11 protein-coding genes are annotated in these 13116 nt (G+C 46.3%); 4 read left to right on the forward strand and 7 right to left on the reverse strand.

Annotation, left to right across the window (positions count from 1 at the left end):
* Positions 1 to 733 precede the first annotated feature (733 nt).
* Both KCG43_RS14740 and KCG43_RS14745 read left to right on the forward strand, forming a co-directional pair.
* Positions 734 to 964, forward strand: coding sequence for a hypothetical protein (locus tag KCG43_RS14740; protein WP_218385855.1), 231 nt, complete (start codon positions 734 to 736; stop codon positions 962 to 964).
* 506 nt (positions 965 to 1470) lie between these two features.
* Complete coding sequence (locus tag KCG43_RS14745) at positions 1471 to 1872, forward strand: response regulator (RefSeq protein WP_218385856.1); 402 nt, start codon at positions 1471 to 1473, stop codon at positions 1870 to 1872.
* 87 nt (positions 1873 to 1959) lie between these two features.
* Here the strand turns inward: KCG43_RS14745 and KCG43_RS14750 are convergent, their stop codons facing one another.
* Together KCG43_RS14750 and matP are read right to left on the reverse strand one after the other, a co-directional pair.
* A complete protein-coding gene (locus tag KCG43_RS14750; protein WP_192017091.1) occupies positions 1960 to 2268 on the reverse strand; it encodes a DUF3634 family protein in 309 nt (102 codons plus the stop codon).
* A gap of 46 nt (positions 2269 to 2314) precedes the next feature.
* Positions 2315 to 2767: a macrodomain Ter protein MatP gene (gene matP, locus KCG43_RS14755; RefSeq protein WP_192017090.1), complete on the reverse strand. Its 453-nt coding sequence runs from the start codon at positions 2765 to 2767 to the stop codon at positions 2315 to 2317.
* A gap of 236 nt (positions 2768 to 3003) precedes the next feature.
* Between matP and KCG43_RS14760 the strand changes: the two genes are divergently transcribed.
* Together KCG43_RS14760 and fabA are read left to right on the forward strand one after the other, a co-directional pair.
* On the forward strand, positions 3004 to 4716 hold the full coding sequence (locus KCG43_RS14760) for a Lon protease family protein (protein ID WP_218385857.1): 1713 nt from the start codon (positions 3004 to 3006) through the stop codon (positions 4714 to 4716).
* Between the two features lie 68 nt (positions 4717 to 4784).
* Complete coding sequence (gene fabA / locus KCG43_RS14765) at positions 4785 to 5300, forward strand: bifunctional 3-hydroxydecanoyl-ACP dehydratase/trans-2-decenoyl-ACP isomerase (protein WP_027252208.1); 516 nt, start codon at positions 4785 to 4787, stop codon at positions 5298 to 5300.
* A 128-nt stretch (positions 5301 to 5428) separates the two neighbouring features.
* On the opposite strand, the gene rmf is transcribed toward fabA, so the two are convergent.
* The 5 genes from rmf to rlmKL form a co-directional block, all read right to left on the reverse strand.
* Positions 5429 to 5602 carry a ribosome modulation factor gene (gene rmf / locus KCG43_RS14770; protein ID WP_027252207.1) on the reverse strand — a complete coding sequence of 58 codons (174 nt, stop codon included), beginning with the start codon at positions 5600 to 5602 and terminating at the stop codon, positions 5429 to 5431.
* Between the two features lie 165 nt (positions 5603 to 5767).
* The gene (locus KCG43_RS14775) at positions 5768 to 7783 is read right to left on the reverse strand and encodes a DUF3466 family protein (RefSeq protein WP_218385858.1); all 2016 of its coding nucleotides are present in this window, start codon (positions 7781 to 7783) and stop codon (positions 5768 to 5770) included.
* On the reverse strand, positions 7783 to 9711 hold the full coding sequence (locus tag KCG43_RS14780; RefSeq protein ID WP_218385859.1) for an ABC transporter ATP-binding protein: 1929 nt from the start codon (positions 9709 to 9711) through the stop codon (positions 7783 to 7785). The genes KCG43_RS14775 and KCG43_RS14780 overlap by 1 nt, the downstream gene beginning before the upstream one ends.
* Positions 9698 to 9946, reverse strand: a complete 249-nt coding sequence (locus tag KCG43_RS14785) for a glutaredoxin family protein (protein WP_027252204.1) — start codon at positions 9944 to 9946, stop codon at positions 9698 to 9700. Before KCG43_RS14785 ends, KCG43_RS14780 begins: the two co-directional genes overlap by 14 nt.
* 32 nt (positions 9947 to 9978) lie before the next feature.
* On the reverse strand, positions 9979 to 12123 hold the full coding sequence (rlmKL, locus tag KCG43_RS14790; protein ID WP_218385861.1) for a bifunctional 23S rRNA (guanine(2069)-N(7))-methyltransferase RlmK/23S rRNA (guanine(2445)-N(2))-methyltransferase RlmL: 2145 nt from the start codon (positions 12121 to 12123) through the stop codon (positions 9979 to 9981).
* Positions 12124 to 13116 lie beyond the last annotated feature (993 nt).

A 13116-nucleotide genomic window follows, 5' to 3' on the forward strand; every position in this document is an offset into this window, starting at 1 on the left:
GGAACCCAAACCCCTTCGGGGTGATTTTTAATTTTGGCGGGTGAAGTGCTGACGTGCTGCGCTTGTCTACTCAATCTGAACCCAAAAAGGTATTTTTGAGTCCAGATTCGAGTTGGATTTAAATATGAAGTAAAAATCATAATTGCTCTTGAAAATGCTGATATTGCCTCCATTTCATATGAGTGAGAGAAGTCTTTAATAGTTAAAGGCTTATATAACAAGGGAAGCAAAATGACTTTGATTGTTGGACCAGGTGAAAAAGTAGGTCGAGATGGTGGATCATTCCAAGAATGTAGCACTACAGGAGTTACAACATATGGTAGATATTGCACTATAAGAGATAACGAGCAAGCTCCGCCAACGAGTACTACTGGAAGAAAGTGGAAACAAATATACAGAACTCCAGATAATACTGAATAAGAATATGAGCCACTCTGAGAGTGGCTTTTTAGTGCGCATTATCCGACATTATGTTACGGGCTCTCATGGCAAAACGATTCTCGCACGACGTCATCACGGCCGAGGGCCGGATTTCACATCTACTCGCCCACTTTTTGCTGCTTCGAGGTCGCCAGTGCTAGCGCAATGATACTGACGACAGACCTCTCAACATAATGACGTGCCACATAATGCGTACTTAATATGATAAACCAAATCTAAAATGTCTCTTTCCTGCAAAGTTAAAGTGAGCTGGTTCAAATCGACGGCTCCCACCGACAAATGCTGCCTCTTGATGTTTATCGACGATACCACCTGGACGACTGGTGAAGAAACTGAGTCGACTTTCGATTATATGGCCGCTACGTGTGATAAGCCATCTGCCTTTTACAGCGGCCGCCATGCGTTTTTTCATGTTGGTAAGTGCGATGCCCACACTGAGCGTTTGACCCAATTTGGCCGGGTGCTGAAGGATCTTAATATCGAGCTGATCTGCACCAGCAGTTCGCAACAAAGGCCGCATTGAGTGTGCGAATAAAAATGTTACAGGATCACTAAATAAAGGGAATGTGTCTCAAAGTATCAATACTATTAAGAAGCCAGCTAGCTCTCCCGACGTCATCGTCATTTCAACTGCTGCTTTGCCAAGCTGGCACATTATACCAAGGACATACACTGGCCGGTGCGTGAACCTTCCGACGAACTGGATGATATTTTACCTGGTAGGAACTGCGCAGAGACTCGTTCTGCAGATAGCCTTATCTCTTTCATATTTATAATGATTTGAAATACAGCTAGAGCACAGAATGACAACGTCATCAATGGTTAATATCGACATTTAACCTGAGTAGCTTGTCAAATTTGTTCTCTAAACTGTATATTATTTTGTGTTGTTTCTTGGTAATTGATAGCAAAAAAACAAGTTATAGTGCATTAAGGTTATGTTCTTGAACTCTTTACTGGTATGTCAGTACATTCTTATCTAAGATCAATGAGAGCAAAAACACATAATAATTAATTGGATGCCAGAACATGAAAAGTATTCTTATCATTGAAGACAACAGAGTGATGGCACAAATTTTAGCTCAGCTGTTAAGAAACAGCATACAGCCCCAAACATTGCTTCATGCCAGTTCCGTTAGCCAGGCTGAGGCCATATTCATGAAATCTCAACTCTTAGGCCATACATTGGATTGTGTCTTTTTAGACTTAAACCTCAACCACCCTTTGGATGGCCTTTCGTTGCTGGGCCAAATAAAGCAGGATCACCCAGACTTGCCTGTTATTGTTGTGACGGCAGAAAATGAAATGGAAACGGTGAAAAAAGTTATCTCACATAAGCCTGATGGCTATATTGTAAAACCCCTTTCGATGCAAAAGCTCAATCAATGCTTGGCTAAGATATCAAATCTTCAGTTAGATATTGAAAAGTAACTAAGGTCTGAATTATATTTTTTTACACTTAAACAAGTTATGGTGCATTAGAGAAGCAATAATAGCCTGCTCTTGGCAGGCCTGAATCTAGGCTTGTCTCCGGCCTGATTTCTTGTTGTTAGAAGAAAACGGAAACACGTTGTGGATCTTTTGCTTCACTTTTGCTGGAACATCTTTCGAGAAAACCAGCTTTGTCGTAAACCTATTCTTATAAACCTTGATTTGCCCAGTAAATGGCTCCCGATGGGCAATATCTTTACACCCATGTAAGAATCCACTGGGGACATTCCCTTTCGTCTGTTTCAACTCACCTTGCTCAAATTTTAACATCATTACTGGGCGATCCTTAAAAACCAGGATCAACACAGCAACTGCCAGCAAAAGAACATATTCCATCGTCTTATTCCTCAAACAAACAGCGCATGATATTAGGTATAGCGAATCAGTCGAGTTGAAGCAATTTACTTAAGTCTTGTTTTATGTCCTGTACCTTTTTATTGGCTTCCAGGGACTTGGTGCTTTCACTCAACAAATACTCGATAGTGTCAGATAAGGTACAGTCCAACTCTTTCGACTTATCGGCCAGCTTCTCCCAGACACGATAATCCAGATCAATAGATTTTTTGCGTGTATGGACCTGCTCAGCATTGAAGTGGCGTTTTCGCTTCGCACGTATCGCCTGCTTCATTTTATTTTCAAGATCGGGAGACATGTGATGACCAATCCAATCCAGCACTTTGGTTGGTTCGTGCTCTATCTCAAGTAATGATGCCACGGCGGCCTCGGCCTCACTGGTATCAATATGACGCGTAACGGCTTCCCCTTCCTTGTACTTCTTTACCAGGTAGCCCCACTTCCAGCCAGCCTCAAGGTTTTCTAATTGCTGATATTTCATAATCGACGCTTATTTGGGTATGTAAAGTCTACAATTAATAGAGAGTGACAGTGTAACTAGATCGATAGTGAAGCACAATAGCACATTGATTTAGAAGCATGTCTCCCTCTTTGAAGGAACGCCTTTTGGCTGATTCTCATCCGAATCGCAGGATAATCCATGCCTGTTCTATTATGCGGACAACGATTCCTTTATACTGCTGTCTTTTTCACAGTAACGGAAATTATATCAAGCCTATGCAAGAAGAATCCTGGCGTACCATGCTCCCAGATTACACTCAGTATGAGTCAATTCTGGACCAGTATGCACAACTCCCCCCTGCACCGACAGGCATTTTACAAGATCGCCTGAGCGATGCCGTACGCCGATTCACAGCAGTTGATATCCAGCCCAGATTATTAAGAATTACTGCACCTGATAACAAGGTTTACCGCGACTATATCATTGATCTGCTGATGCATTGGGATTCAGCAGGTAAAAGCCCGTCAGATGAGTCTCCTATTGTAATAGCCGGTGACAATGTCACAGACATCAACCTGTTTGGAGCCGTGTATCCACCTTTAGAAGATGGCAAATTAACGAAACCTCAGGTTAAGCATGGTCTGCTTCACCAAGCCAACAACGGTTATTTAGTATTGTCTGTCGCCAGTATTCTTGCCAACCCAAGCTTATGGCCAAGGCTCAAAGCGGTACTGATGAATGGCGAACTGGAGTGGCAACCCGTTACTCAGAAGAAATTTTACCCATTGCCACCTGCTGAAGCACTGAATGTAAAATTAGTCGTGGTTGGTGACAGATTCTTAATGGCAGAACTGGAAAATGCTGAGCCCGACATCGCTTCTGGCTTTAGCATGTATGGTGAGTTTGAGCAGGATATGCGCCTTACTCAAGAGAGTCTGCCAAAATATTTAGCCTATCTGAAGTCTCTGATTGAAAAAGCTGGGGTACCAGACATGGCGGACAACGACGCATTGAAACTCTTGATGCGTACCGGTGCTCGCCATGAAGAAGATCAAAACCGTTTACCTCTTTGCCCTATCTGGCATCTAAGCCTGCTATGTGAGGCAGCAATAGAATCCCAGAGCAAACCGATTACAGCCGAACACTTGCAGCAGTCACTGAAAGCCAGAGAATACCGCAGTTCATATTTGCCAGAGAGAGCCATCGAGGATATCCATCACGGCCAGGTTATTATTAACTGCCATGGCAAAGAAATCGGTCAGGTTAATGGTTTAACTGTTGTCGAAATGCCTGGCCACCCTGTCGCTTACGGCGAGCCAGCCCGAATTTCCTGCGTGGTTCACTTTGGTGATGGCGACATTTCAGATGTTGAACGCAAGGCTGAACTGGCAGGTAATATTCATGCTAAAGGCATGATGATCATGCAGGCCTTTGTCAGTACCGCCCTTGACCTTGACCAGCCGCTGCCGTACTCGGCATCTATCGTTTTTGAACAGTCATACAGCGAAGTGGATGGCGACAGCGCGTCTTTAGCAGAACTATGTGCTTTGGTGTCAGCCCTTTCTCAGCAGCCCATCAATCAGCAAATCGCCGTTACAGGGGCTGTCGATCAATTTGGCCGTGTACAAGCAGTCGGTGGTATAAACGAAAAAATCGAGGGATTCTACAAGGTTTGCGCCTATCGGGGCCTAACCGGCCACCAAGGTGTCATCTTGCCGAAAACAAACCTGAGTAACCTGTGTCTTTGTGACGAAGTCCTGAATGCAATTAAAGACGGTAAATTTCATATCTGGGCCGTAAATAGCGTGGATGATGCGCTACCTTTACTGACAGGTAAATCTTTCCGTCGAGACGAAAGTAATCAAGAAAGCGATGAAGATACACTCTTAGACGTCATCGCTATACGTATAGCGCACTTCCATAGCGGTCATAATGACGAAGGCTCAGGTTGGTTTACCAAAATGAAAAACTGGTTGGTCCACCACTGATCCGAGTTGTTAGGCGTACAGGTGTAAGCTAAATTGCCCCAATAATTTCAAAGAGAAAATAGCATCCAATGAAGAAATGCAATTCTTACAACCGTGACGATCTCCTCGCTTCCAGCCAAGGCCAATTATTTGGTCCTGGCCGTCCTCAATTACCAGCACCTAACATGCTGATGATGGATCGTATTGCTGAAATCACTGATGAAGGTGGTGAGTTTAATAAAGGCTTCATCATTGCTGAGCTGGATATCAAACCTGATCTTTGGTTTTTTGACTGCCACTTCCCTGGCGATCCCGTCATGCCTGGCTGCCTGGGTCTGGATGCAATGTGGCAACTTGTTGGCTTCTTCCTTGGCTGGATTGGCGGTGAAGGTAAAGGCCGTGCTCTGGGCGTGGGTGAAGTGAAATTCACGGGTCAAATCCTGCCTACAGCTAAAAAAGTCACCTATGAGATCCAAATGAAGCGTGTTATCAACCGTAAGCTGATTATGGGTGTTGCTGACGGCCGAGTGTTGGTTGACGGCAAGGAAATCTATGTTGCTAAAGATCTGAAAGTTGGCTTGTTTCAAGACACGTCGAATTTCTAATTCAAGTTTAGCGCTATAGCAATATCAAAAAGGTCGCACACGCGGCCTTTTTTGCGTGTTTGCAGCAGATAAAGTAAAGCCCCTCTCCAAAGGGGCTCTGTATGGTTAGGGATATGAGGGTGAAGGTTTTATTTTGCGCGGCCAGATTGCAATTCTTCTCTCGCGTCTCGCCAGCCACCTAGCCAGTTCATACGGGCGTCCACAGTTTGATATGGACATGCGTCACTGGAACGACCATTAATGCCAGCTTGATAGCCTCGAGATTGGGCGCGTTCCATACGATCCCGCTTTTGTCTCTTCATAGTTCGATCCTCATCCTTATTCATATTAATCATTACCGTTACATAATGATGGAGTTTTTGTGACTCCACCTTAAGGATTGGATATTTAACTGAAGAGATCAACCTTCATAAAAAATCAGGCTCACAACTTGTGAGCCTGATTAAAAATCGAACAATTTTGACAAATTACTTTCGGCGACGTAAGCCCAGCAGCACCATAAGTGACAGTGTCACTATACCAATGGAGCCCCCTTTGCGGCTTACACTACTTTCATCATCGCCTCTTGGCTGCACTTGAGCATCAACGCGAGGAATCAGCTTAACAGCAACTAAACGCTCATCCCCATCACACTCCGCATTCTTGCTGAGCGACTTATACCCCGCATCACACTTCAGTGCTGTCGCAGAAATAACACCCGCATCATTAATGCCTGTAGCCTGAGCGATACGGAACTGGTTTGCGGATCCACTAATGTTGTCATCATTGGTCAGGTCATCCAGCATCCAGGTTGACTTCGCTGGCAGTGCATCAGTGACAGCGTCACTACCTGCCAGATAGGTGAAAGCACGCTGACGACGTTGCCGGCCGTTAACCTGGTTGACCGTTTCTGCATCAACCCAACCGACAATCTGATCACTATTGTTGATCGCACTTGGGTAACCATTGGCACCGGCAAAGAAAATACTGCTTACGGATGAGTCCAGCCATTTGAATGAATTCGACGTCGCGTCATACAAATACATCATCTCAGCATAAGAGCGCTCTGTCGACTTGGCTCGCTTAGCAACCCCAATCACTGTATTTTGGTCATTGATATCCGTCGCTATGGTATAGCGGTAAATACGGTCATTACCCTGTTCAATATTCAGGTTCGGAATGTAAGAAATCGTCCAGCTCTCAGCGGTTGGAGTGCCAGTCACACCCTCTTTCAGCTTAAAGATAGCTGCGCGCACCGCATAATAATCGTTGTCCACTGAGTCGGTGGTGTATCCCACCATCACTGGCTTACCGTCAACCAGAGAAACCGCCCGGGCTGATGCCTGGAAAGAACGGTTGTTGTCATCTGGGTCTAACGCTGGTCGATCCGATGCACGGGCTGCAACTAACTGAGCTTCTGAAGTGGCTGAACCATCAACATTCCAGAATGCCGCCTCATTGGCGAAGACAGTAAACTGACAGGCCCATGAATTAAATATCGTGCCTGGCGTCGCGCCATTGGTGACACAGTTATTCAGGTCGCCACGGTTGATCGGCACGTCATCAGGCAGCTTGATATTGTCATTAAGGTTTGAAGGGGCAAACGCCGCGCTACCAACCACCAGCAGATTACCAGCAGGATACTCAACAGCATCCCAGGCTAATGTCTGACCCATGTTTTTAACCAGGTCATTGCCGGCTACCGGCAGTAATGAAACCTTACTGGCGCCAAGATTCACAAAGCCGCGCTTGTTGAACTGGCGGGCATAATGGTTGTTATTGGCAAAATAAGCCGAGCTGGTCACACCCAACGCATAGCCACCCAACGTTGAGGTACCGACAGCACTGACCGCACCATTGGCGGAAACATGATCGCCGCCATCCACCAGCGTACCGAGTGACGGTGTCACGCTTGAATCATAACCTGCCACATCATTGGCAAACGTAGTGGCACGCTCAAAAGCGTCTGCACCGTTATCTAGGATTGGCAACGTGTTAGCATAATAATTGTTCTGCCAGGCAAACTGCTCTCTGCGCAGGCCGCCATAACCTGAACCATCTTCCGGGTTGTCCGAATTATAGCCAACACCAAAAAACCGCGTTTCAGCCCAGGTATCACAGGTATTGAATCCATATGCAGAGCTGCAGTGTCTTTCCAGTGACCACTCATCATTGATCTGCTGGAAATTATCCAGCTGATATGGAATCTCATCGCGGATATCAATACCGTCACTGCCAAAGCGGCTTTCACCGAAAACTTTATAACTGGTTGATGAACAGCTGGTTTCAAAGCAGTTTTCAGTGCCTGTTGACGGACTGATCCCCTGCCCATAAAACTGCACCTGGCTGGCCAAATCACTGTTATTTTTATCGTAATACTGCAGTGCTGATACACCACTGGCATCACCGCTCACTTCAACAACGTCGTAAACCGCCGCTTGTGCCTGCGTGACGCTGGCAACAACAATTGCCAGCGCTGAAAACTTGAACATCTTCTGTCGCATTAGGATTCCTTCTGCATTGCTTCTAGTTCTTCCCAACGTTCAAAGGCGACTTCCAGTGCCTGCTCTGCCTCTGCCAGGCGTGACAGGGTCACTTGAGTGTCATCAGTTGAGCTTTGGAAAAATGCAGGATCATTGATTTTTTCCTGCAACTGGGCAATCTCATTTTCCAAATCTTCCAAACGAGACGGCAATTCTTCAAGTTCTTTCAGAAGTTTATAAGACAACTTCTTACCCAGCTTATCCCGGCTCCCTTGCTGCCGCTGTTGGCTTTCATCTTTTTTATTCTCGGCGGCTTGCTCTTCTGCCTGTGCTTTTGCACGTTGCGCAGCAGAGTTTGCTCGCTGGGCTTGTGCATCATGGTAGCCACCCACGTATTCATTGACGACACCCTGACCTTCAAAAATCCAGCTTGTGGTCACAGTATTATCAACAAACTGACGATCGTGGCTCACTAAGAGCAAAGTGCCCTGATAATTGGCAAGAATATCTTCCAAAAGTTCCAGAGTTTCGATATCCAAATCGTTTGTTGGTTCATCAAGAACCAATAAATTATTGGGTTTCAGGAATAACTTGGCCAACAACAAGCGGTTCTTCTCACCGCCAGACAGCGCCTTCACCGGCGTGCGCGCTCTTTTGGGGTGGAACAAAAAGTCCTGCAGATAACCTAACGCATGGCGGCTGCGGCCGTTGACCGTGACTTCCTGTTTACCTTCTGCCAGGTTATCCAGCACGGTTTTTTCGGGATCAAGTATTTCGCGGTACTGATCAAAGTAAGCCACTTCCAGCTTGGTACCACAGTGAAAATGCCCTTCCGTCGCCTGTAGCTGGCCCAGCATGAGCTTGAGCAAAGTACTCTTACCGCAGCCGTTTGGCCCAATCAGGGCGATACGGTCACCGCGCATGACGTTAAAGCTGAAATCATTAATGATAGGCTTGTCGTCGTAACGGTAGCTGATATTCTCAGCTTCAAAGACAACCTTGCCTGAACGACGGGCATCCTGGAGCTGCATATCCGCTTTACCCATCACTTCCCGGCGCTCGCTGCGCTCGGCACGAAGCTGCTTCAGCGCTCTTACTCGCCCTTCATTACGGGTACGTCTCGCTTTAATGCCCTGACGTATCCAGGTTTCTTCCTGCGCAAGTTTTTTATCAAACTCAGCGTTCTGCTCGCTTTCGATCCGCAATAACTCTTCCTTCGCGTCGAGATACTTATCGTAATCGCCAGGGAATGAGTTCAGCTTGCCTCGATCCAAATCGACAATACGTGTCGACATTGAACGAATAAAAGCCCGGTCGTGAGAAATGAAGATGATAGAGCCACGGAAATCTTTTAAGAAACCTTCCAGCCATTCAATCGTAGCGACATCCAGGTGGTTGGTTGGTTCATCGAGCAAGAGAATATCAGGCTCACTCACCAGAGCACGTGCCAGTGCGGCTTTACGCTGCCAGCCGCCAGACAGATCCGCCAGTAAAGTGCCGGCATCTAACTCGAGGTGTTCTAATACAGAGCTGATTTTGTTATCAAACTGCCAGGCATTAGCATGATCCAGTTTTTCCTGTATCTTAGCTAATTGTGCAAAGTGTATTTCACTTGCATCCGTGGTGATTTTATCGAGTAAGTGGTGATATTCGCGAAGCAAACCACCCACTTCTGATAAACCTTCTGCAACAAAATCAAAGACAGTGCCTTCGGCATTGCGAGGTGGATCTTGTTCCAGCCGTGAAACCTTTAATTCACTCATACGCTGAATACTGCCATCATCCAGCAGTACCTCACCGGCGATGACTTTCATTAACGTGGATTTGCCTGCACCATTACGGCCAACCAAACAAACACGTTCATTAGGTTGCAGCAGAAATTCGGCATGATCCAATAATGGATGATCACCATAAGCAAGCTGCGCGTTACTGATTTTAATTAATGCCATGACTCTTTAACCAAAGTGCCAGCTCAGCGGCATCGAAAGGCCAGCCAAGCTCAGAAACAGATTCATTGTCGTAAAAAGATACGACCGGTATTGTGACGCCGTAACGGGAAAACAGGTTGTCGTCAAAAGCAATATCAACGACATCTACCTGCTCTGAAACTCCAGCCTCCGTAAGCAGTGCATACGCCTGCTCACAGAGGTGGCATCCCTCCGTACTGTAGAGGATGATAGACAAGTAACAATCCTTAGTTTATCGACTTCAGCGACTCAAACATCGCCTTCCTTATGGGTAATAATCCAGCAGTTATGAATTTGCTTATTACGGGCAAAATCCATCGGCAGTGTTTCAGTAGATATGTTCTTCGCCACCAGCCCCAAATCTGCTAATGCCGCTTCATCCATCTTGAAGTGGCGTTTATTGTTTGAAAACACAATCTCTCCCCCCTTGCGCAGCATTCGCTTCAGGTTCTCCATCAGCATGATGTGGTCACGCTGCACATCAAAACTCTGTTTCATGCGCTTAGAGTTAGAGAAAGTTGGCGGATCAATGAAGATCAAATCAAAGGTGTCATCCACTTCCTGCAGCCATTGCAGGCAGTCCGCCTGAACATACTCATGCTGACGGCCGACCTGACCATTCAAGGCCATATTTTCCTGTGCCCAACGCAGATAGGTATTTGACATATCAACCGTTGTGGTGGATTTAGCGCCACCACAAGCAGCATGCACCGTTGCCGAGCCTGTGTAAGCAAACAGATTGAGGAAATCTTTGCCTTTTGACATCTCGCCAAGACGACGTCGGGTAATTTTATGATCCAGAAACAGCCCGGTGTCGAGATAATCAAACAGGTTAACCTGCAGCTTTACACCGTATTCGTTGACCGTCATATAACGCGATGCATTAGACAACTTCTGATACTGGCTTTTACCTTTCTGGCGCTCTCGCACCTTCAACACCACTTTATCGCTGTCAACCCCGGTCACCTGAATCGTGGCACGCATAATATCCATCAATCGACGGCGGGCTGTTTCCTCAGGTACTGATTTAGGTGCTGCGTACTCCTGAATCACCACATAGTCGGCATACTTGTCGATCGCGGCATTGTAGTCAGGCAAATCGGCATCGTAGACCCGATAGCAATCCAACTCTTCTTTCTTTGCCCATTTATCTAATTTCGACAGGTTTTTCTTCAGGCGATTCGCAAAATCCGGTGCAACCAGCGTTTCTTCAAGTTGTCCTTCTTTAGCACCCTCTACCTGCTTAACACCACCAGCAGTGATCTGATATGTCTTGAGCACACAATCTAATGCGCCGTTACGCAGCTTAAACTGCTTATCGGCCCGCATACGCATACAGCTCAGCAATTCATTCGACGATGAGAAGATCGACGCCACTGAACCGGCAAAGGCCAGCTTGAGACGATTTCCTAATTCGGTGTAAAGCGCAATCAGCTCAGGTGTGGTACCCAAGCGCTCACCATAAGGGGGGTTACACAAAATCACACCGGTCTCGAATTCGTTAGGACGAACCAATTGGGTGGCATCACCGTATTCGAAATCAATCAGCTCACTCACACCGGCGCGGCCTGCGTTGTCTCTGGCCACACTCAGAATACGCCTGTCCATTTCGCGGCCAAAGAAAGGTGTTGTGACGTTAGCCACACCCCGACGGGCTTTCACAGAGGCTTCGGCATGAATCTCTTGCCAGGCATCCTGGTCAAAATCATTTAAGACTTCAAAACCCCAACGCTTACGCTTTAATCCCGGCGCAATTTCCGCTGCAATCATGGCAGCTTCAATCAATAATGTGCCTGAGCCACACATTGGATCTAACAACGGCTTCTCTGGCGTCCAGCCACTTTTCATCACCAAAGCCGCAGCATGCGTCTCACGCAATGGTGCTTTACCCGCTTCAGTACGATACCCGCGCTGGTGAAGGCCACTCCCCGCCATATCCAAACCCACAATGGCTTTATCGTTCGACAAACGCACGTGGATGCGTAAATCAGGTCGTTCACGGTCAATTGTCGGACGAGGCTGATTTCCCTTGGTAAACCGGTCAACAATGGCATCCTTAACTTTCATCGCGCCATACTGGCTGTTACGGATTTCACGGTTAGTACCGTTGAAGTCGACCACAATACGGGTACGGGAACTGAAATACTGCTCCCAGCTGATCGCTGTCGCGCCGAGATACAGATCCAGATCATTCCTGACGTTGAATTCGCTTAATACCTGGACGATACGTGATGCAACACGAGTCCATAAACAGCAACGATAAGCCGTATTCTGATCAGCGGAAAAGCGAACGCCGGCATGCACAACTTTTACTTGTGCAGCACCTAATTGAGTCAGTTCATCGGCCAGAATATTTTCCAGACCACGGGAAGTAATAGCGAGATATTGATTCATGGGTTTCTTTTCAAACAAATGTTGCCCGCGATTATACCTGAATTCACAGATATGCGCCTGTATCAGCTATGCCGGCCAGTCATTTTTTCTGCACTGTTCGAGTATAAATCAACCTAACCATCGCAGTTTGCCACTTCACAGACGGTTTATCTTTGCAATCCGCCACACGCCAAGATAGCAAAACAGATAAACGCATACTTTTCAGAGCATCTCACCCAGGCAGATAGTTTCCCACAGGAAACGAACCTAGCCTAACTCCTTGAATACAATTCATAATACGGATTTAGCAAGCACTTACCTCTACGCCCGAAAATCGTTTCCTCACGGAAACAGTAAAATAAAACCCATTAAAATCAACGACTTAACTATAATCAGTAATCAGGGTGACAGCGTGATTACTGAAGATACAGCGGCCAAACACAAGCAATGTTTGTAAGCATTCGCTATCTCCACACCTATGTATATACAATAATCTCTCGCTGCACTGTTCGCTCCAGATGCAACTCTTTCCTGTTGGGAAACTTAATATGATGCGCTTGTTCGGGTTTGTAATGGACTTTCACAAATGAGGAAAACAGGGAAATATCCACCCAGATAAACGATAATTTACCGGAAAATAGTGGTGTTTTTTTGTCCAAAAAAAAGACAAGTAACTATAAAAAAGTCCCTATTTTTACTGATTTTTTGCATCAAGATGACGTTATGTCGCTCAATACCCGTATAGATATTCATCAGATGCTGCACTGATGACTATTATCCCCACGGCAGCGGATGTATCTGGAGCCGCTAAAAAGACAAAAAGGCGATAGCTGATAGCTGATAGCTGATAGCAAAGCATGACGCCCTCTGTTGAGAACAGGGGCTGAGAAAACACCCTGATTTAGCCAAAGGCCTGTTCAAGGTGCAAGAAGCGGCATGAGATAAAATACGTGTGTTTAGATAAGAAGAGAGTGTGGGAATTGGCGCAGAGAATCGAGCCGTGACACAGACAGC

This window comes from Photobacterium sp. WH24 (assembly GCF_019204055.1).
Taxonomy (GTDB): domain Bacteria; phylum Pseudomonadota; class Gammaproteobacteria; order Enterobacterales; family Vibrionaceae; genus Photobacterium; species Photobacterium arenosum.

Excerpts from the sequence above, each read along its gene's own strand:
- KCG43_RS14750 (WP_192017091.1), bottom strand. The coding sequence starts at position 2,268 with ATGGAATATGTTCTTTTGCTGGCAGTTGCTGTGTTGATCCTGGTTTTT.
- KCG43_RS14745 (WP_218385856.1), top strand. The coding sequence starts at position 1,471 with ATGAAAAGTATTCTTATCATTGAAGACAACAGAGTGATGGCACAAATT.
- rlmKL (WP_218385861.1), bottom strand. The coding sequence starts at position 12,123 with ATGAATCAATATCTCGCTATTACTTCCCGTGGTCTGGAAAATATTCTG.
- KCG43_RS14780 (WP_218385859.1), bottom strand. The coding sequence starts at position 9,711 with ATGGCATTAATTAAAATCAGTAACGCGCAGCTTGCTTATGGTGATCAT.
- matP (WP_192017090.1), bottom strand. The coding sequence starts at position 2,767 with ATGAAATATCAGCAATTAGAAAACCTTGAGGCTGGCTGGAAGTGGGGC.
- KCG43_RS14775 (WP_218385858.1), bottom strand. The coding sequence starts at position 7,783 with ATGCGACAGAAGATGTTCAAGTTTTCAGCGCTGGCAATTGTTGTTGCC.
- KCG43_RS14760 (WP_218385857.1), top strand. The coding sequence starts at position 3,004 with ATGCAAGAAGAATCCTGGCGTACCATGCTCCCAGATTACACTCAGTAT.
- rmf (WP_027252207.1), bottom strand. The coding sequence starts at position 5,602 with ATGAAGAGACAAAAGCGGGATCGTATGGAACGCGCCCAATCTCGAGGC.
- KCG43_RS14740 (WP_218385855.1), top strand. The coding sequence starts at position 734 with ATGTTTATCGACGATACCACCTGGACGACTGGTGAAGAAACTGAGTCG.
- fabA (WP_027252208.1), top strand. The coding sequence starts at position 4,785 with ATGAAGAAATGCAATTCTTACAACCGTGACGATCTCCTCGCTTCCAGC.